Source organism: Gemmatimonas sp. (assembly GCF_027531815.1).
Lineage (GTDB): Bacteria > Gemmatimonadota > Gemmatimonadetes > Gemmatimonadales > Gemmatimonadaceae > Gemmatimonas.
Genome location: NZ_JAPZSK010000014.1, coordinates 156,417 through 176,972 on the forward strand (window position 1 = coordinate 156,417; position 20,556 = coordinate 176,972).

13 protein-coding genes are annotated in these 20,556 nt (G+C 69.2%); 4 read left to right on the plus strand and 9 right to left on the minus strand.

What is annotated here, in order from left to right; all coding sequences use genetic code 11:
* Position 1: 1 nt before the first annotated feature.
* The 5 genes from O9271_RS16200 to O9271_RS16220 form a co-directional block, all read right to left on the minus strand.
* Positions 2 to 622: a MarR family transcriptional regulator gene (locus O9271_RS16200; protein ID WP_298271963.1), complete on the minus strand. Its 621-nt coding sequence runs from the start codon at positions 620 to 622 to the stop codon at positions 2 to 4.
* 43 nt (positions 623 to 665) lie between these two features.
* Positions 666 to 2,723, minus strand: coding sequence for a GMC family oxidoreductase (locus tag O9271_RS16205; RefSeq protein WP_298271967.1), 2,058 nt, complete (start codon positions 2,721 to 2,723; stop codon positions 666 to 668).
* A 41-nt stretch (positions 2,724 to 2,764) separates the two neighbouring features.
* The gene (locus tag O9271_RS16210; RefSeq protein ID WP_298271969.1) at positions 2,765 to 3,127 is read right to left on the minus strand and encodes a hypothetical protein; all 363 of its coding nucleotides are present in this window, start codon (positions 3,125 to 3,127) and stop codon (positions 2,765 to 2,767) included.
* 55 nt (positions 3,128 to 3,182) lie between these two features.
* On the minus strand, positions 3,183 to 4,088 hold the full coding sequence (gene yedA / locus O9271_RS16215; RefSeq protein ID WP_298271971.1) for a drug/metabolite exporter YedA: 906 nt from the start codon (positions 4,086 to 4,088) through the stop codon (positions 3,183 to 3,185).
* A gap of 87 nt (positions 4,089 to 4,175) precedes the next feature.
* A complete protein-coding gene (locus O9271_RS16220; RefSeq protein WP_298271972.1) occupies positions 4,176 to 5,189 on the minus strand; it encodes a lysylphosphatidylglycerol synthase domain-containing protein in 1,014 nt (337 codons plus the stop codon).
* A gap of 125 nt (positions 5,190 to 5,314) precedes the next feature.
* Here O9271_RS16220 and O9271_RS16225 point away from each other — a divergent pair, with 125 nt between their 5' ends.
* Entirely contained in the window at positions 5,315 to 6,517 is a 1,203-nt protein-coding gene (locus tag O9271_RS16225; RefSeq protein WP_298271974.1) for a histidinol-phosphate transaminase, read from the plus strand.
* Here O9271_RS16225 and hrpB read toward each other — a convergent pair whose 3' ends face one another.
* Together hrpB and O9271_RS16235 are read right to left on the minus strand one after the other, a co-directional pair.
* The gene (hrpB, locus tag O9271_RS16230; protein ID WP_298271977.1) at positions 6,518 to 9,058 is read right to left on the minus strand and encodes an ATP-dependent helicase HrpB; all 2,541 of its coding nucleotides are present in this window, start codon (positions 9,056 to 9,058) and stop codon (positions 6,518 to 6,520) included.
* A gap of 37 nt (positions 9,059 to 9,095) precedes the next feature.
* A complete protein-coding gene (locus O9271_RS16235; RefSeq protein ID WP_298271981.1) occupies positions 9,096 to 11,534 on the minus strand; it encodes a S41 family peptidase in 2,439 nt (812 codons plus the stop codon).
* Positions 11,535 to 11,604: 70 nt separating this feature from the next.
* On the opposite strand from O9271_RS16235, the gene O9271_RS16240 reads away from it, so the two are divergent.
* From O9271_RS16240 to tkt, 3 genes are all read left to right on the plus strand, one after another.
* Positions 11,605 to 12,807, plus strand: a complete 1,203-nt coding sequence (locus O9271_RS16240; protein WP_298271983.1) for an alanine--tRNA ligase-related protein — start codon at positions 11,605 to 11,607, stop codon at positions 12,805 to 12,807.
* Between the two features lie 25 nt (positions 12,808 to 12,832).
* A complete protein-coding gene (locus tag O9271_RS16245; RefSeq protein WP_298272203.1) occupies positions 12,833 to 13,381 on the plus strand; it encodes a DinB family protein in 549 nt (182 codons plus the stop codon).
* A 127-nt stretch (positions 13,382 to 13,508) separates the two neighbouring features.
* Positions 13,509 to 15,536 carry a transketolase gene (tkt, locus tag O9271_RS16250; RefSeq protein ID WP_298271985.1) on the plus strand — a complete coding sequence of 676 codons (2,028 nt, stop codon included), beginning with the start codon at positions 13,509 to 13,511 and terminating at the stop codon, positions 15,534 to 15,536.
* Between the two features lie 168 nt (positions 15,537 to 15,704).
* Here the strand turns inward: tkt and O9271_RS16255 are convergent, their stop codons facing one another.
* Both O9271_RS16255 and O9271_RS16260 read right to left on the minus strand, forming a co-directional pair.
* Positions 15,705 to 17,306, minus strand: a complete 1,602-nt coding sequence (locus O9271_RS16255; RefSeq protein ID WP_298271987.1) for a hypothetical protein — start codon at positions 17,304 to 17,306, stop codon at positions 15,705 to 15,707.
* 17 nt (positions 17,307 to 17,323) lie between these two features.
* Positions 17,324 to 20,458, minus strand: coding sequence for a SusC/RagA family TonB-linked outer membrane protein (locus O9271_RS16260; protein ID WP_298271989.1), 3,135 nt, complete (start codon positions 20,456 to 20,458; stop codon positions 17,324 to 17,326).
* Positions 20,459 to 20,556 lie beyond the last annotated feature (98 nt).

The window sequence follows — 20,556 nt, forward strand, 5'->3', positions numbered from 1 at the left end:
GTCAGGGGGACGGCGGCGCGTCGGCGGCGGAGGCGTCGGCGGTCGGTGGCTCGACGTTTACGTCTGCGCGGTCGGTGACGCTGGCGTCCCCGGCGGCCGTCGCCTCGTTGGCCTCGTCGGGTTCGTGGCGTTCGTCGCGTTCGTCGCTTTCGTCGGACTCGTCGGTCGGCGGCGGCTCCGACGGGTCGAGTACCCGGAGCAGGCGCCGACAGAGGCGCACCAGCCGGGTCTTCTGGTCACCACTGAGTTCGCGCATGAGCGCCACCACCGCATCGGTGCGCGCAGGCGCCGCCTCGGCCAGCAGCACCCGTCCCGCCTCGGTGAGATACACCGAGATGAAGCGCCGGTCCACGGCGTGCCGCTCCCGGCGCACGACGCCGCGCGCTTCGAGCGCGTCGATGATGGCCGTCATCTGTGCCTTGCTGCGTCCGAGGGCTTCCGCCAGCTCCTGTTGGTGCGTGGGCCCGCGCTCCAGGAGGGTGTCGAGCACGCCGTACTGGGACGCCGAAAGACCGAACGGATGGACGGCGTCGTCCACCCGCGTCGCCGCCAGCGCCGCTGCCCGCTGCAGCGCCCAGTAGGCGTCGAGTGCCCGGCGCCGCTTCTTCTCGCCCTTGCTCATGGGTATGCCGTGGGAACCGGTGAAGAGTCGTGAAGGAGACTGGTTACTGCGACACGCCGCGGTGACGCGCCGCGATACGCGACGCCAGCAGCTGCGCCACGGCCATGATGGTCTCCTGCGGGTTCACCCCGAGCGCAGTGGGGAGCAGCGAGCCGTCGGTAATGTACAGGCCGCGCACCCCATGGCGCTCACCGTCGGGCGTCGCGCCCGACGTCGCCATGTCCGTACCCATGCGGCAGGTCCCGTTCACATGGGCCGAGAAGAGCGCCAGCCGGTTGGGGGACAGCGCTCCGGTCGCCAGCGACTCCACGGCAGCCATGGAGCGCGCCACGATGGGGGTGGCGTGCACCGTCTCCACGGCGCTCGCGCCCATGGCGAGGTGCAGCCGCCCCATGGCTACGATCGATGCCCGCACGCGCTGTTCGTCGTCGGGGGTGAGGCGGTAGCGAATGGACGTCTCACCCCGCCGGTTCACGGTGACCCGACCGCTGGATACCCCCCGCGCCGCGCCGTCGCGCGTGAGGCCAATGAAGACCCCGAGCCGGTTGAAGCGCGCCATGGAGGCGGCGTGCGCCGCACCGAAGCCGGGAAGCACGGTGGCGGTGTGCGCGGGGTGCATGGGCGGCGTTTCGATCCAGAAGCCGTAGTCGGTGCCACGCCAGCGGATGAACTCGTCGCACATCGTGGTGAGGGGAATGCCTGTGCTGGGCACGATGTCCCGGTCATACACCCCGTTCACCATGGTCGTGGGGTGCAGGCGCAACCAGTGCCCCACCCCGCCGCCACCCAGCCCCGAGCGTTGCAGCAGGACCGGCGTGCCCACGGCGCCGGCGGCCACCACCACCAGTGGTGCGTCCACGGTGACGTGCGTGCCCTGTGGCGTGGAGGCATGCACGCGCTTGCGGGGAGGGGTCCCGCGGCCGGTATCGCGTTCGATGACCTCGACCTGCGTCACCGAGAGGTCGGTGTACAGGGTGGCACCGGCGGCACCGGCGCGCGGCAGATAGGTGCGCAGCACCGACTGCTTGGCGTCGTGTCGGCAGCCGAAGCTGCAGAAGCCGCAGCGTACACACTGCCGGGCGTTGATCATGCCGCTGTGCACACGCCATCCCAACGCCCGCGCCCCGTTCCACAGCAGCTGATTGTTGGCCGAATGGGCGTCGTGCGGCACCAGCCCCGCGTGCACATCGCGTTCGACCTGCGCAAACACGGGGGCCATGTCGGCGGGCGTCATGCCGTCGGTACCGGCCTCGCGTGCCCACTGCTCCAGCACGTAGTCGGGAGTGCGCAGCATCATCATCCAGTTGACCGTGCTGCCCCCGCCCACGGCGCCCCCCTGCAGCAGGGCAATGGCGCCATCGTCGGTCGCGCGCAGTCCACCGTCGGCGAAGAGGCGCTCCGTGAGGGCCGCGTCCTGTTCCGTGAAGTCGGCGCGTGTCACCCACGGACCGCTTTCGATGACCACCACGTCGTAGCCCGCTTCGGCCAGCGTGGCAGCGGCCACGGCGCCGCCGGCCCCGGTGCCGATGACCACCACGTCAGCGCGACGGGACAGATCGGTGGTGAGGGACGCGCCTCGGTGTACCCCGGCTGGCAGCGGCTCGGGGGGAAGCGCGCCGGGCAGGATCACGGGCCCTCTGGCTACCGGCTCAGCGGGCGTAATGCGGGGGCCGTCGGGGAGCGGCCCCTCGAAGGGCCGGAACTGCTGCCGTGCTTGGAACGGCCCGTCGTAGCCAACGGCGCCCGCCACCTCCGGCTGCGCGTAGTGCACGGTGAGCACCAGCCGGCGTATCGCCTGCCAGGCGGAGCGGATCGGCGGCAGCGCGCTCTCCGTCCAGGCCAGGCAGCAGCGACGCTGCTGGGTGGCCGTGAGTTGCGCGAAGGGGCGTGGTGGGCACCCGGCCAGGAGGGTGGCCGTCCCGGAGCCCAGCAGGTCGAGGGCGGTGCCCATGAGGGCACGCCGGTGCAGCGGCAGCGTGTGCAGCCGTGCGCTGCACCGGGCGAGGAACTCCGCCCGGGATTCGTGCCCTGCCGGCGCCCCCTCCAGAATGCAGTCGGCGAGCGCGCCAAGGGTCTCCTGCTGGAAGGGGGTATGGGGCATGCCTGAGGCTACGCGACTCCCCCCTCACCGGCAACCAACGATCAGCCGTGGAGCGTGAACTCGCGTACGGTGTCGTCGTGCGTCAGCACCCAGATGGAGTAGGCGCCAAAGGCGGTCCCCCACGGCCATTTGAAGAGACGGAAGGCCGACACGACCAGGATGACATAGCGCGCCCAGTTCTGGTGGTTGAGCAGCGCAAAGCCGGCGATGAGGCCGAAGAGGCTGACGAGGCCGATCATACTGGCGGCGATCACGCCCCCCACCGTCCCCACGATCATGACGATGGGATTGAGCGTGGCCATGGAGCCGAAGATGCTGCCGAAGAGCGTGCCCAACGCGGCCAACATGCCCAGCGCGCTGTAGAGCAGGTTGACCAGCGCGACGACCTTGATGTGTGTGCGCACCAACGACTCCGTAGGATGAGGACCGTGGACACTACGGCGGCGTGGCGAGCGCGTTTCAGCGGCGCCGGCGCCGCGCGTCCACGAGACTCACGAGGGCGACCCCTCCCACGATGATCGACATGGCCACGAACGCGGTGGCGGGGAGTCGTTCGCCACCCAGGGCCACACCCAGCAGCACGGCGACCAGCGGATTCACGTACGCATACGTGCCCACGGCCGTGGGGCTGGCCACCTTGAGGAGCCACATATACGTGGAAAACCCAATGAGTGAGCCGAAGATGATCAGATAAAGTAGCGATGCTGCCGAGAGTAACGTGACATTGGAGGGATGCAGCCTCGCCCAGTCTCCCGTCAACGCCGCCAGCACACTGAGTAGCACGCCGCCCGTGAGCATCTGCATGGCGATGGCGAGGGCCGCCGGCTTCGCCTGCTGCGACGCGCGTGAATACAGCGAGCCAACGGTCCAGCTGAGCGACCCGAGCGTAAGCACGACCGCGCCCACCGGGTCCACCACGGGGCTCCGTCCCCCGGCGCCGGCGCGGGCCGACGGCAGCACCAGCAGCGCCACCCCCACCAGCCCCACCACGACGCCCACCAGCTGCATGACCCGGGGACGCTTTCCCTGGTACGCCTCGCACAGCACCAGCCAAAGCGGCACGGTGGCCACCAGCACGGAGGCGATACCGGAGCTCACCCGCTGACTCGCCCAGCTGACGGCGCCGTTCCCCACGAAGAGCAGCAATGCGCCCACGATGGCCGAGTCGCGCCATTCGGCGCGGGACGGCGCCGCGGCACCGCGCCAGCGCATGAACCCATACAGAGCCCCGCCGGCGAGCAGAAAACGCATTGCCCCGAGGGCAAAGGGAGGGATCGTCTGCACGCCCCACTTGATGGCCAGGTAGGTCGACCCCCACACCACATAGATGATGAAGAAGCCACAAACGAGCTTCCATCGCGGCACTACAAGATCAGTAGAATGATCCGAGGCCACCGGTTGCGCCGGCACCGGTGGCGGCGTGGCAGAGGAACGCGACTCAGGCACGCGGCGTCATGACGAGGGGGACGCCGGAGCCGGGCGCAGGGCGCGCAGCGCGGCATCACCGGCAGCCAGCCCGCCGATGAGGATGTAGAGATAGAAGGTGTAGAAGCGCCACCAGAGCAGGGCGGCGGCGAAGATCCCGGCCGGAATGGCGGTGGAGAGCGTGGCGGCAAAGGCTCCCTCGATGAAGCCGCCGCCACCCGGCGCCGGCACGACCACGCCACCGTAGAAGAGCGCCAGCGGCCAGAGCACGAGGGGCGCCAGGGTGTCCATGGTGCGCGGGAAGGTGGGATCGCCCAGGAACACCAGGATGGGGAGCGTGGCCACCTTGCACAGCACGTGCAGCACCGACCCCCCGAAGGCGAGCAGCATGAGCCCCATCTTGGCGCTGCGCAGCGACGCCACCGCCTCGCGCAGGGAGCGCAGCGTGCGCTGCACCGCTCGCCAGCGCGGTGCCTTCAGCCCCAGCGAACGCGCCCACGCTGGCGGCGGCCCGTTGGCGTTGCGGCGGGAGAGCAGCCACCCCGTCGTACCGGAGCCCAGCACCACGGTGCTGTAGCCACCCACCAGGGCCAGCAGCCCGCCGGTGCTGGCGCCGCGTCCGGCAAAGAGCACCGCCAGGACACTACAGACCAGCACCAATGACCACATTTCGAGGAAGAGCTCGAGAAAGAGCACCAGCACCCGCTGCGCGGCGCCTGTGCCGCTCTCCGCCAGCACCAGAAAGCGGGCCGGTTCTGCCCCCGAGCGGGCCGGCGTAATGGCCGCGGCAAAGTCGCCCGCCAGACAAACCCGCAACGCCGTGCCGAACGCAAGGGGAATGCGGCAGGCGCGGGCCGACGCCTGAATCTTGAAGGCGCGGGTGGCGATCTCGGCGGTCACGGTGGCCAGCGCCGCCACGTGCACCGGCCAGGCCAGCCACGGCATGCCGCCGGCGGGCCAATGCGGCGCCACGACCCATGCGGAGATCCCCAGCATGAGCCCGAACGACAGCAGGGTGACCAGCCAACGTTTCCACGACATGGCGCGCAAGATAGTGGAAACCCGTGTTCCTCTGGCGAGGTCCCTGTTTCGGCTGTCGATTCCCACGTCGGCCTGCTGCCGCGGGGCACCCGCCCCCCATACTCCCACCCGTGTCGAGGTGCTGCGTGAGCTCCGAGTCTCCTTCCGGCCCGTTTTCCCGCGCCCTGTCGCGGCGCCAGTGGCTCCGCACCACCGGTCTTGGCGTTGGCGCCAGCGTCGCCCTGCCCGGTCTGCTCCCCGCCGCGGAGATGTCGCGGGTGCTGGGGGGCGGGCTGCCCTACTCGGCGCTGCTCACGCAAATGGAACGTGACGTGACCACGGCGCGCCGGGCCGCCGGGCCCATTCGCCTCAACTTCAACGAGAACCCGTTCGGCATGTCGCCGAAGGCCAAGGATGCCCTCATGGGCAACTGGGGGCAGCACACCTGGTACATGCCGCCCGTACGCGACGAACTCACGGCCACGTTTGCGAAGCATGTGGGCGTGCCGGTCGATCACGTGCTCGTAACGCAGGGCTCGAGCGAGGTGCTGTCCATTCTTGCACTCGCCTACAACATGCACGGCGGCGAGATCGTGGCGCCGTGGCCCACCTTCGAAGACCTGCCGCGCTGGGGCGACACGCTGGGCGCCACGGTGCACAAGGTACCGCTCGATCATCGCCTCGATCACGACCTGTACCAGATGGACGCGAAGATCAACGGCAACACGAAGCTCGTGTTCGTGTGCAACCCGAATAATCCCACGTCCAACCTCGGCGATGATCAGGCGCTGCGCGACTTCGTGTCGAACGCCGCGAAGCGTTCCACGGTCATCGTGGATGAAGCCTACTACGACTTCGTCACGCAGCCGGGGTACAAGAGCATGACCGATCTCGTGCTCAAGGGCGAACCCATCATCGTGTCACGCACCGCAAGCAAGATTCACGGACTGGCGGGGCTTCGCATCGGCTTTGCCATCGCACGACCGGACATCATCAAGAAGCTCTCCCAGTACGTGAGCGGCGATCCGAACGTGTTCGGCCTTACCGCCGCCAACGCGTCGATCATGGACACCGAGTATCAGGCGTTCGTGAAGGCGAAGAACGCCGAAGGGCGCACGATGCTGATCGACGCCGTCACGAAGCTGGGCAAGAAGGTCGCGCCGTCGCAGACCAATTTCGTGTTCTTCCAGACGGGCAAGCCGGTGGAGCAGTCGCAGCAGTACTTCGCCGCGAAGGGCTTCACCATCGGCCGGGCCTTCCCGCCGTACACCGACTGGTGTCGTGTCTCCATCGGGACGCCGGCGGAGATGCAGCAGTTCGTCGCGGTGTTGCCGGGGGCGTTCGCCTGATCACGTCCCCCGGGGCTTGGCCCGACGCGTCGCCTCGGCGGTGAGCGGGTCGTCGGGCCAGGGGTGTCGCGGATAGCGCCCGCGCATCTCCTTGCGCACCTCGAAGTAGCTGGACGTCCAGAAGCCGGCGAGATCACGCGTCACCTGTACCGGGCGCTGTGCCGGCGAGAGCAGGTGCAGCGTGACCGGCACCCGTCCGTCGAAGAGCATGGGCGTGGTGGTCCAGCCGAACACCTCCTGCAGCTTCACCGCCAGCACGGGTGCCATGGGATCGCTGTAGTCGAGCGCAATGCGCGAGCCGCTCGGCACGTCGAGATGGGTGGGCGCGAGGCGATCGAGTGCCGCGCGCTGGTGCCATGGCACCAGCCCCGCGAGCGCCTCGTGCCAGTCGATCTGCTCGAGATGTGCCCAGGTGCGCGCACCGTCGAGGAAGGGACCCAGCCACTCGCCACGTGAGGACACCAGTGCGGCGTCGCTCACATCGGGCCACGCGGCATCGTGCGCATGCGCGAAGGCCAGCCGCTCGCGCAGCCGCTGTGCGCGCTCGCGCCACGGCCACGCACTCACCCCCACGCGGGCGAGCTGCTCCAGCAGTGTACTGCGCACCGCTTCGGCGTCCGGCTCGCGCTGCGGCTTCTCCTCGAGGGTGATGGCGCCCAACATGCTGCGCTCCACGGCCTTCACACTGCGCGAACGCTCGTCCCACACCACCACGGATTCCCGCGCGATCTGTTCGCCGAAATCGTCACGGATCTCGTCGAGCGTGAGCGGCGCGGCGCGCGCAATCCGATATTCCGGCGGCTGTCCCTCCAGCTCGGCCACGGCGAGGTACGGCGCATCGTGCAGGCTGTCGCCCTTGCGCAGCACGGCCCCACTGCCATTGCGCAGCAGATACCGCGGTTCGGCACCCGCACGGCGCTGCGCCACACGATCGGGAAACGCCAGTGCCAGCAGCGCCCCCGTTTCGGCATCGTCCCATGGTTGCAGCCGTGCGCCGCCGTCGATGCGTCGCACCAGGTCGTCAGCGCCCTCCTTCACGCGCCGCACCGCGTCGCGATCGGCGCGGGCGCCGTACATGGACAGCGCGCCACCATCACCACCGCGCTGCAACAGCTCGGTGCGGAGCCGCAGGTCGGCCGGTGCGCCGCCAACACCCTCGCCGCGCACCACGTCCCGCTCCTCCAGCAGCGCGGCGATCGCGGCGCCCAGCGGCAGCTGCCCGCGCGTCTGCGCGTGCAGCACCAGATGCGCGAGTCGTGGCTGCAGCGGCAGCGCCGCCATGCGCTTGCCGTGCGGAGTGATGCGCCCCTGCGCATCGAGTGCCCCAAGCTGTGCAAGGAGCTGCCGCGCCTGCAGGAAGGGGCCAGGGCGGGGCACGTCGAGCCAGCGCAGCTGCGCCGGATCGGCAATGCCGGCATCGGCGAGCTCCAGCGCCAGGCTCGACAGATCGGCATCGATGATCTCCGGGCGCGATGCGGCGAGAAAGCCGTGTTCTTCGTGCACATCCCACAGCCGGTAGCACACGCCCGGTGCCGTACGCCCGGCGCGCCCGCGCCGCTGGTCGGCCGAGGCACGGCTCACGCGCACGGTGTGCAACCGCGTCAGCCCAGCCACCGCATCGTAGCGGGGAATGCGCGACCAGCCGGCGTCGACCACCACGCGCACCCCTTCCACAGTGAGGCTCGTTTCGGCCACGCTCGTGCTGAGCACCACTTTGCGCCGTCCAGCCGGCGCCGGCGCGAGCGCCGCCTCCTGCTCATCCAACGGCATGCTGCCGTGCAACACGTAGACATCCACCGTGGGCGGTACGCTCCCCGTGAGCCGCTCCGCCGTACGGCGCTGCTCACCCATGCCGGGCAGAAACACCAGCACGTCGCCCTCGCACTCGGCGAGGGCATCACGCACGACGCGACTCGTTGCGGCTTCCATGCGCTCGTCGCTGCGTGGGGCGCGATGATGCGTGGTAATCGGAAACATGCGACCGCTGCTGCGTACGACCGGTGCCGGTCCCCGTGCGTCGGCAATGAGCTGCGCCACGGCCTCGCCGTCGAGAGTGGCCGACATCACCAGCACCCGCAGATCGTCGCGCACCTGTTGCGTCTCCAGCACCAGCGCGAGGCCAAGGTCGGCGTGCAGCGAACGTTCGTGGAACTCGTCGAAGAGCACGGCGGCGTAGCCGTCGAGCGTGGCGTCGGCCGACAGCATTCGCGCCAGCACCCCTTCGGTGACGACCTCGATGCGCGTGTGTTTCGAGACCCGTGTGTCACCGCGCACGCGGTACCCGACGGTCCCTCCAACGGACTCGCCGAGCTGCCGCGCCAGGTAGTGCGCGGCGGCGCGTGCGGCAAGGCGACGCGGTTCGAGCATCACCAGGCGCCGACCGGCCATCCACGGTTCGGGAAGCAAGGCCAACGGCACGCGCGTGGTCTTGCCAGCCCCCGGAGGGGCTTCGAGCACGGCTACGCCGCGAGACTGTAGCGCGGCGGAGAGTGCGTCGAGCACGTCCTCGATGGGCAGCCGTGTGGGCAACGGCGGAGGCAAGCGAAAAGACCTCAGGTGGAAGAACGCCGGGACATGATCAGCGGCGTCGTCCCGCGCGCCCATCGAGCTGCGGTGCCAACCACTCCTGCGCGCGCTGCAGCACCTCGTCGGTCCCGGTGCGGAAGCTGCGCAGCGTGAGCCGAGCATCCACCATCGGGGCAATGCCCACGCGCTGCCACTGCGAGCCATCGGTGCGGCGCAGTTCGGCCGCGGGCACTCCCAACACGAGACCGCCAGGGAGCGGCACGTCCACGGCCTCGGCGGGGGATCCGCCCGTCGCACTCCCCACGAACGTGATCTCCGTCGTGGCCTCCAGGGCGAGCGCCAGGCGCTCCATGGCCCCGGCCGTCCGTTCGTCCACGAGCGCGACGAGCCGGCCACGGTACTGTCCGGTCGAATCGCCACGCGACACGCGCGAGCGCACCTCCCGCTCGTCCGGGCACTGGGCCGCCTGATCGCGCAGCGACTCGGCCAGGCAGGGAACCGACTGATACCGGTGCAGTTCACGCGCCACCACCGCGACCGGACGCGTGCGGACCGCGCGCAGCACGACGGCGGCCACCATACTGCTGTCGGCGAGCGTCCCGCGCAGGTCCAGCACCCAGGCGCGCGCACGGCGGTGCCGGTCGAGTTCCCCCTGCACCGTCTGATCGGTGAGGCGATTCACATCGAGATAGGCAACACCGCCGCTCAGCGCAATCGAAGCCGGCTGCCACGGCCGCTCCACCTGCGGGAGCAGCGCCATCGTTTCGACCCGGCGCGGCACCGCCAGCTGCCGCTCCCGCCCCGTGACGTCGCGCAACCGCACCAGCGATGCGCCCACGGCGCCGCGCGGCAGCAGCGTCATGAGGAGATGCTGGCGTGACCAGTCGTTGGGGGCGCTTACCGCCCGCCGACGCTCCTGGAGCCAGGCGGGAAGGGGAAAGCCGTCCACCGCCGTGAGTTCCTGCCCCACGCGAATGTCGAGCGCCCGCGCGTCGTCGGTGCTGACCACGTCGGTCACGACGGCCCGTCCATCCGCCCAGCGTACGCGAAAGGGCAAGGTGGCCACGCCGCGCACGCTGTCCACGGTCGCCCCGCGCAGCGTGACCTGCGCATCATCGAAGGCACTCACGAACGAGAGCAGCGCCGCGGCGTACTCGGTCGCGTAGCGCGCCGACTCGAGCCGCGGCAGGGCGCGCTCGAACACCGCATCGATATCGTCGTCGTACAGGTCACGATGCGCATGCCGTGCGCGCATGGCACTCCACACCCGCGCGCCGGCCAGCACGCGCGACCCCATGAACGGGTAGGGGTCGCTGTCGTAATAGCCGGGCAACACCGCACGCGGCCGCACGCGTGCCAACCGGGAGGCACGCACGAAGCGCCCGCTGCGCAGCATGCCGAGGGCCACGCGCAGTGCAGGAGCGCTGTCGGCAGGCGCGGCGGCGCGCGACACCACGGTATCGGCCACCAGACCACCACTGCCGTCGGCGTGGAGCAACTCGCCGGTGCGGAGGCGCACCATCAGACCGGCGCCTATGGGCACGCGCACGCTGGGGGCCAGCGCGTCGTCGCGCACTCCCTGCTCCGCCACGAGCGTTGCCCGCCCCGTGGCGAGCAGTCCCAGCACGGCGCGCGGCATGACCGTGTGCTCGTTGGCGAGCACCACGACGCGGCGCGGCGCCGCATCGACCGGGCTGATCAGCGCCCCATCACGCCCGAGCCACGAATCGTCAAAGGACCATCGACCGGCGTCTTCGCGAGCGCCACCCACCCGGCGCACCCGCAGGCCGCTCATCGTGAACGGCACCGATGCCAGACGCTCGGCGAGCTGCGTGCGCGCCACGAACGCCTCCACGCTGTCGGCGTCTGCGCCCGGCGCGCTCGCCCGCAAGTCGAGCACCACGCGCGATGGCACGCTGGCCAGCGCCTGCCGCACCCCCACCGCCGCACTTTCCTCGTAGCGCCACGCCGAGGGCAGCTGCAGCACGAGGATGCTGTCGCGCGTGCGCTCGGCGTTCGCCACGGTGACCACCGGGCCGGGGGCGGTGGGCACGTCGGCACTGTCACGTTCCACGCGCGTCAGCGGATCGCCAAGCGCCGCCAGAAAGCGGGTATAGGCCAGCGCCAGCTGGTCGGCATCGGTGGCGCGGCCCACGAGTGTGACGGCGCGGATGAACGCCGAGTCGAGCGGCGCCCCACGCACCGCCACCGCCGGGTGATGCAGCGACGCCAGGTGCCACACGAAGGCCAGACGCAGCAGCCGCGCCCCTCCTGCCGAATCAGAAGCGGCAGCGACCGGCTCGGGATCGTCGGGGGCCGGCGGCAGCGCGGCGCCGGCGGCCAGGGGATCGACGTCGCGCAGGGTGGTGCCTGCCGGGACCGGAGCAGGTTGCACCGGAACGCAGGCGAGCAGGCCCCCTGCGGTGGTCGCCGCCAGAACCGCAGCGGCAACGGCGCGACGGGTACCCGAAAGGAGCGGGGAACGCGTCATATTTCGCGGCATGGTGACGGCATATCCGGAAGATAGCCGTCGAAATCCCCCGTTCCGAGTGCGCCTGCGCATGACTGCACCCACGGCCGACCATCACGACGTCACCACACGCCTGTACTACGACGATGCGCGGCTTGCGCGATTCAGCGCGACCGTCACCGCCGTGGCTGCGGAGGGAACGGTGGTGTACCTCGACCGCACGGCCTTCTACCCGACCTCCGGGGGACAACCGCACGACGTGGGGACGCTGGCCGACGTGGCCGTCGTGGATGTCATCGACGAGGAGACGCGCGTGGCGCACCGCCTGGCGCAGCCGTTGGGACTCCCGCTGGGGGCCATGGTGGTGGGCCACGTCGATACGGCGCGGCGGCTGGATCACATGCAGCAGCACACCGCCCAACATTTGTTGTCGGCGCTGCTCGCCGACGAATACGGATGGGCGACGGTGAGTGTGCACTTCGGCGATCAGGCCTCGACGGTGGATGTGGCGTGCGCCGAGGGCATCGGCGCTACCCAGCTGGCCCGCATCGAACAGCGGGTCAATGCGCTGCTGCGCGCGCGGCACGCCGTACAGGTGAGCTACGAGGAGGCGGCCACGGCCAGCGGGTTGCGCAAGGCGAGCGACCGGGACGGCACGTTGCGCATCATCACCATCGAGGGGCTCGACCGCAGCGCCTGCGGCGGGACGCATCTCGCGAACACCGCCGAAATTGGCGCCCTCCTGCTGCGCGGTGCCGAACGGACACGTGGGCACACGCGCATCGAGTTTCTGGCGGGCGATCGCGTATTGCGGCGGGCCCATGGCGATGCGGAGCTGCTGACCCGTGCCGCGCGACCGCTGTCGGCGGCGGCGAGCGATCTTCCGGCGCTCGTCGAGCAGCAGGTGGCTCGCCTGGCCGAGCTCGAGCGCGACCGGAAACGGCTGCTGGCAGAGCTGGCGGGGCACGAAGCAGTAGCGCTGTGGCAGGACAGCAACGTCGATGCGCGTGGCGTGCGGCGCGTGCGTCATCGCGTGTCTGGTGCGGTGAAGGATGCCGAGCCGCTGGTCCAGCAGTTGCTGACGCGGGGTCCCTGCGTGGTGCTCGTCACCAACGACGCCACCGGTGCCGTGCTGCTCGCGGCCTCACCGGACGCGTCGCTCGACGCGGGGCAGACGCTGCGCGCCGCGCTGCAACACGCGGGTGGGCGCGGCGGCGGGTCACCACGACTCGCCCAGGGCGCGCTCCCCAACGCCACCGCCCTTCCCGCCCTCGCCACGGCGCTCGGGTTCTGAGTTCCCCCTTCACCTCGTGACGACCATGCCGACCGATATCCTCCGCCCCGGCGACGACGAATTCGCGCCCTACTATGCCGGGTACATCGACCAGGCCGCCCGTACCATGTCGGCGCGTGGCCTGAGCCACGTGGCGCAGCTGCTCGAGGCGCAGCGCACCGAATGTGAGACGCTCCTGCGCACGGTGCCGGAGGAGCGGGCGGCGTATCGCTACGCCCCCGGCAAGTGGACGCTCGCCGAGTCGCTCATCCACGTGACCGACACCGAGCGCGTCTTCGCCTATCGTCTGCTGCGCATCGCGCGCGGCGACGTCACGCCGCTTCCCGGTTTCGAACAGGACGACTGGGTCCCGGCCAGCCGCGCCGGCCAGCGGACACTCGCCAGTATCACGCGTGAGCTGTTGGCGGTCCGCACGGCAACGCTGGAGCTGGTGGACTCTCTGGACGCGGAGGCGTTGGCGCAGCGCGGGGTGGCCAGCAGCAAGGCCGTATCGGCGCGGGCGCTCGTCTGGATGATGGCCGGACACCTGGCGCACCACCTCACGCTGACCCGGGAGCAGTACCTCGCGTCGTAACGGATGCGCGCGCCGGCGGCGCGCGCGGTTGGCCCAGGAGGGCGCAGGGGGGCCCGAAATCGGCTAGATTTGAGGGCTGTGGTGCACCACCCGCACCACCCCCTCGCCGAATTTTCCGGAGCGATCCGTGTCCGCTGTGTCACCCCTTCTTGCTTCCGCGTCACCCGAGACGGTGCGTCTCGCGATCGACACCGTGCGCACCCTCGCCATGGACGCGGTGCAGGCCGCGGAGTCGGGTCACCCCGGCACGCCCATGGCGCTCGCGCCGCTCGCGTACGCGCTGTACGCCACCCACCTGCGGCACGATCCGGCCGCACCGGCCTGGGCCGACCGCGACCGGTTCGTGCTGTCGGTGGGACACGCCTCGATGCTGCTGTACGGCACACTGCATCTCGCCGGCTATGACCTCCCGCTCGAGGAGATCCGCAACTTCCGCCAGTGGGAGAGTCTCACGCCCGGGCACCCCGAAGTGCACCACACCAAGGGCGTGGAAACGACCACCGGCCCGCTCGGTCAGGGCATTGCCAATGCGGTGGGCTTTGCGGTCGCCGAGGCGAGCCTGGCGGCCACGTTCAATCGCCCCGGCCACCAGATCGTCGACCACTACACGTACTTCATTGCCGGCGACGGCTGCCTCATGGAGGGCATCTCGCACGAAGCGGCAAGCTTCGCGGGACACATGAAGCTCGGCAAGCTCATCGGCTTCTTCGACGACAACGGCATCACGATTGACGGCAGCACGGCCCTCACCTGCAGTGACGACGCGGCCCAGCGCTTCGCGGCCTACGGGTGGCAGGTCCTGCATGTGGACGATGTGAACGACCTCGCCGCCATCGATGCGGCCATTGCGCAGGCCAAGGCGGATACCGAGCGCCCCACGCTCATCATCACGAAGACGCATATCGGCTTCGGTTCGCCCAACCGGCAGGATTCGGCCAAGGCGCACGGCGAGCCGCTGGGCAAGGAAGAGATTGCGCTCACCAAGGCCGCCTACGGATGGCCGTCGACGGAGCCGTTCTTCGTGCCGGCCGACGCGCTGGCGCACTGGCGAGAGGCCGCGGCGCAGCGCGCCGCTACCCACGCCGAATGGCAGCGCACGTGGCAGGCGTATGAAACCGCGTACCCGGAGCTGGCCAAGGAATTCGAACGCCGCATGAAGGGGGAGCTGCCGCCGCAACTCGAGCAGGCGTTCCCGGTGTTCGATGCCAAGAGCGGTGCCGTGGCCAGTCGCGCCGCGAGCGGCGCGGTGATCAACGCCATCGCCAATGTGGTTCCCGAACTGCTGGGCGGCAGTGCCGACCTCACCGGCTCCAACCTCACCAACGTGAAGGGGGCGCACCCGTTCAGCGCCGCGCAGCGCGACGGACGCAACTTCCATTTCGGCATTCGCGAACACGCCATGGGGGCGATCATGAATGGCATGGGGCTGCACGGCGGGGTGATTCCGTACGGCGGCACCTTCCTCGTGTTCAGCGACTACATGCGCCCCGCCATTCGGCTCGCCGCGCTCATGGGCGTGCAGGCGATCTACGTCTTCACGCACGACTCCATCGGGCTGGGTGAAGACGGTCCCACGCACCAGCCCATCGAGCACCTGGCGGCACTGCGGTGCATTCCCAACCTCCTGGTCCTGCGCCCCGCCGATGCCGACGAAGTGAGCGAAGCGTGGCGCACGGCGCTGCATCATCGGTCGGGACCGTCGGCCATCGTGCTCACCCGACAGAAGCTCGCGTATTTCGGGGAACCGGCGCGCGCCCGTGACGGGGTGAAGCAGGGTGCCTATGTCGTGGCTGACGCGGCGGGACACGTCCCGCACGTGGTGCTGCTGGCCAGTGGCTCGGAGGTAGAAGTGGCGCTCAAGGCCCGCGAGCAGCTGTCGGGTCATGGCGTGCACGCGCGGGTGGTGAGCTGCACCAGTCTCGAGCGCTTCGCGCAGCAGCCCGTGGAGTATCGCCACCATGTGCTCCCCACCGGCGTGCCGCGCGTGGCGGTGGAGGCCGCACACCCCATGAGCTGGTACCGATGGGTGGGTGACCACGGTGCCATTGTCGGCATCGAGTCGTTCGGCGCCAGCGCGCCAGCGCCGGTACTCTTCGAGAAGTTCGGCATCAGCGCCGACCGCGTGGTGCAGGCGGCCCGCTCCGTGCTCGCCTGACTCCTCGCACGCCAGACGGCAGGACTACGCGCTCGCCCGTGCGGTGAGCGCGTTTTCCATGCCGACCAGCAGGGTGGTGATGGTCGGCGTGGCTTCAGCACGCCACTGCGACAAAAGGCCACGACGCTTCACGTCGTGGCCTTTCGCGTAGCTCAGCAGGGCGGTGAATCAGCTGGGGCAGCGCGCGAGCCCTGCCACCGGGCACCGCTCCGGATCGCGGGCCGGGGCACTCCCCTGTCCGCCGGGACCGCCGAAGGTGTACAGCGGCAGCTGGAGGGTCTGGAGCTCACGGCCCGGAATGGGCAGATGCACGGGCGTGTTCTCGGGAAGCGTCTGCCACCCGCGCGCGTCGAGGAAGGCAATGACCCCGTTCATGCCGAGCCCCTCGATGCCCTTTTCGTAGCGGAGCGCATCCCACAGGCTGCCGCAGGCGCCGCTCTCCTTGCGCGGCACGCACCCGGGCTCGTTGGGCGGTCCCTCCACGGTCACCGGCGGCAACTCGCCGTTGGCGATACGCGTCCTGTTGATGAGGGGCACTGCCTCCGCCGCACGCCCGAGGCGAATGAGCGCTTCCGCCTTGAGCAGGTCCATCTCGGCCACGCTCATGGCGAGCTGCGGGCCGGTCTGCCAGGTGAGGTCCACGCCGCTGCGACGGAAGAAGTAGTGCGACCAGCGGAAGGTGCCACGGTCGGCCGCGAAGATGTTGTTGAGGTTGTACCCCACGTACTTGCCGGGCGACGCCGGCCCCGTGGTGCCCTGAATGCGACGGTCACGCGTGCGCATCTGGAACGGCTGGCGGTTGTCGTTGGGGGTAGCCACCCAGTTCACCCAGCCGTTGGTGGAATCGGCCGGACCAATGAGCCAGTAGCTGGGCCGTCCGAAGTCAGACGGACGTCCCGCCGTGCGCAAACGCGCCACCAGACGCTTCCAGTCGTCGAAGAACACATCGGGCTGGGCGAGCGGGGCGTAGTCAGTCTGGATGCCGGCGTCCACGCGACGGATGACCTCCGCCCAGTTCACGGCGGCCCGCTCCGCGCGGGAGCGCGGCGTGTAGACCAGAATGCGCGCCGCGTACGAATTGGCGAGGCGCACGAACTGGTCGCGCGTGAGACTCTGGTATAGCCACGCGTCCGCCGGGAAGGTCATGGACGGTTGCGTCTGCGCCACGGCGATCGCCGAATCGAGCTGCCGGATGGCGAACGCCGCCACCTGCCGGTACTCCGTGAACTGCGGGGTGCGCACGGTGTCGAGCTGCGTGGACTCGTCGATGAGCGGCGCCTTGTCGAAATAGAAGCCGATGTGCCCGTACGACAGCCCCTGCATGAACTTGCCCATCGCCTTGGCGCGTGCCGTACGCACGGGGTTCTCGATTACGAGCCCGCGGTTGATCGATCCCACCACGTCGTTGACGGACGACACGGTACGGAACAGCTGGAACCAGGGCGTTTCGTTCACGAAGCGGCGCACGTTCACGGGGCTGTTGTTCCACCCCTGCCGCGGCTCGGCGCTCAGTTCGAGCTGGCCGAAGTCGGCGAAGCCCGAGGTGATTTCGCGCGCCATGGTGCTGAAGGCCCACGAGGGATAGTCATCGTGTCCCGCCACCGGCCACCAGGTGCGGAAGGAGGTGGCCACGAAGTTTTCGGTAGTGAGCGGCTGCGCCGTGGCGCGCTCCGCATCGGGGCGATTGGGATTCACCACGTCGAGGTCCTGGCAGGACGCCGCAACGAGGAGCAATCCCACCGGCCAGACGAACTTCTTGAGTGTGTGCATGATGAGTCGTGCGCCGGTCAGAAGATGATCTCAACACTACCCGTGATCGTGCGGTAGCGAGGATAGTCGAAGCTGTCGAGGCGGTTGAGGACCGAGCCGACCTCGGGGTCGTAGCCCTTGTACCGCGTGAAGGTGAGCATGTTGCGGCCAATCAGCGACACGCTGGCCTGCTCGGCGCCGAGGCGCGCAAGCGCAGAAGCAAAGGTGCGCGGCAGCCGGTACTTGAGCGACAGCTCGCGCAGCTTCACGAAGCTTGCGTCTTCCACGAACCAGTCGGTCGGACTGTTGGCCGCGTACAGCGCCACGTAATAGTCCGTCGTCTTCTTGAGCTCCTCTGCCTTGCCCGCCTGGTCCACGTCGGTGTGACGCCCCCACTGGTACATGCGCTGCCGCGTCTGGTTGTACGCGTCGCCGCCCACCTGGGCATCCCACAGCATGAACAGCTGCACGCCGCGCCAGCCAATCGTGTTCGACCAGCCGAGGCGGAAGTCGGGGTTACCATCACCGATCTTCACCACGGCCGCATTGCCCACCGAGTCGAGGGCCGTGATGGGCTGACCCCACCGGTACACGCCGTTGCCAATGGTGGCACTGGTGCCCCAGAGCCGCTTCGTCACTCCCTCGGTGAAGCTGTTGCCGGCACCCACCCACACCAGGAGCCCCTCATCGTTCACCTGGAACTCGTTGGCACGCGCGCCCACACTGGCCGGCAGTTCACCGGCACCGCGCATGAAGCGGAACCCGTACATGTTGCCCAGCGTCTCGTTCGCGCAGCGGAAGGCGATCGTCTGGGTGACAAAGCAGGGCCGGTTGAACTCGGTAATGCGGTTACGTGACCGATCGGCCACGAACCCGGTCCGCCACGAGAACGTGGGGCGTCGAATCACCTGCGCTTCGAAGGTGCCTTCCCACGTGCTGCCAGTCACCGTGCCCGCATTCTGCCACTGGTTGGCGTAACCGAAGTACCCGGCCAGCGGAATGAGGATGAGCTGGTCGGTGGTCTTCTGCCGCGCACGCGACAGCTGCAGCGAGTAGCGGTTCTTGATGATGGCGTCGAGGCCGAACTCCGTTTCCTTCGAGTACTCCGGGCGCAGATTGCGATTGCCCAGGTTCGCCTTCACCAAGCCGCCGCCTTCCACGAAGTTGAAGGTCTCGAACTGGTCGTTGAAGTCGGGACGGCCGCCGGCGGTACCCTGCGAGGCGCGCAGCTTGAACTCGTTGAAGAACGACTTGAAGGGGAACCACGCCTCTTCCGACAGCCGGTACGCGGCCGAGCCGCGGTAGTACCAGTGGACCTGCTGGTCGGGGCCGAACAGCGAGCTGCCGTCCTGGCGCGCCAGCGCGTCCACGATGAGCTTGCCGCGCCAGTCGGCGGCGCCGCTCACGAAGAACGAGTTGGTCTTGATCGTTTCGCTCGTACTCGACACGAAGCGCACGGTGGCGTTGTTGAGGCTGTTCACCCCGGGCGCCGCGAAGATCTGGCCACTCGCATTCACCAGATCGTTGGTTTCCCGCTCGATGAGGCCGCGCACGGTGCTGCGGAGCGTCACGTCACCCACCCGCTTGAGCAGGTTGGCCGACAGCGACGCATTGAGGGCGTTCGTCACGCCGTTGAAGCGCGAGATCTCCCCGGGACCGCCGTTGGCGAATCCCTCCGTCTTCACCCCCTGATCGAGGAAGAAATCGTTGGCGCGATCGGAGCGGTCGTAGGAGAGATTGGCGTCGACCGTAAGCCAGGAGCGCGGCGTGTAGCGTCCCTCGAGGCTGCCCTGGAGGCGACCGCGGTTGCGATTGCGGCTTTCCGTGGACAGCACGTAGAGCGGGTTCTCTTCGCGCCCCTCGAAGTCCGGCTGGAAGACGTACGGGGTCCCGTCGGGGTCGCGCTGCCGCAGGTTGACGTCGGGGGCCTGATTGATGAGGTCGAAGAAGACATCGTCGTACAAGTTGAGCCGCTTCGACTTGCTGTAGTACGCGCTCACGCCGAACTGCAGGTCGCTGCGCGGACGATGATCGAGGTTGAGGCGGAAGTCATTCTGGTCGTAGCGCCCGCTGTTGAGCACCACGCCATCTTCCCGCTGATTCACGAACGCGAAGAACCAGTTGGTCTTGCCGCCGTTCTGTGCGATGTTGAGCGAGTTGCGCGTGAAGTTGCCGGGATCGAAGAACTCGTCGACCTGGTTGAAATACGTCCCCGGCGCGTACGGCCGATCCTGAATGCGCTCGAAGGCGGGGCGCGGTACGCGCTGTTCACGTGGTACCCGCTGGCCGGCCGCATTGGTGTAGGCGCCGGTCTCGTCGGCCAGGAAGAAATGCTGGTTCGCCCAGTCCACGGTGCGCGCGAGCGAGTTGGCCCCGTACTCGGTGCGCAACGTGAACTTCGTCGTCCCCTCGGCCAGGGTGTTGCCGCGGCGCGTGCGAATCTGAATGACGCCCGCCGACGCGCGGGACCCGTACAGCGAGGCGGCTGAGGCGCCCTTCACCACCTCGATGCTTTCAATGTCCATGGACTGCAGGTCGGCGCTGGCCGCGTCGAAGGACTGCGACTGGATGACGCCGTCCACGACCACCAGCGGCGCGTTCGACTTGCTGATCGACGTGGGGCTGCGGAGCTGGATGTTGGTGCCGCCACCAGCCTGCCCGGTGGGCACCACGCTCACACCGGCGATCTTGCCCTGGATCGTTTCCAGCGCGTTGGTGGCGGGCACCGGCGCATCCTCCGCCGAAACGCGTCCGACCGAGAAGGGCACCCGCGTACCGCTGGTGGGGTCCACCACGCCGGTGGTGACGATGGCCTGCAGGTTGAGCGCCGCGGCCGTCATCTTGAGGTCATACGTGAGCGTCTGCCCGGCCACGACAGCCACCCCGGTGCGCTGCACGCGCCGATAGCCCAGGCGGATGGCCTCGAGCCCGTACGAGCCCGCCGGAACCGACGCGAACAGGAAGCGACCATCGGTGCTGGTGCGCGCCTCCAGGCGGGTGGTGCCACGGGACAGGAAGAGCTGCACGGATTGGAGCGGCTGCCCCGTCGCCGAGTCGGTGACGACTCCGCTGACGCGGCCGGCAGCGCCGCCCTGCGCCGACAGCGGCGCGATGAGGGCACCGCCAAGCAGCAGTGCCGCGAACGACAGCGTCGCGGCAATTCGGTTGACCATCTGGCCTCCAGACATGGTGAACAAGCGCGGGAACTCCCTACCCGGTACGGTTACCACGCCTGTCGTGTTGACGCCAGATTTCGCCGATTGGCCAGGCC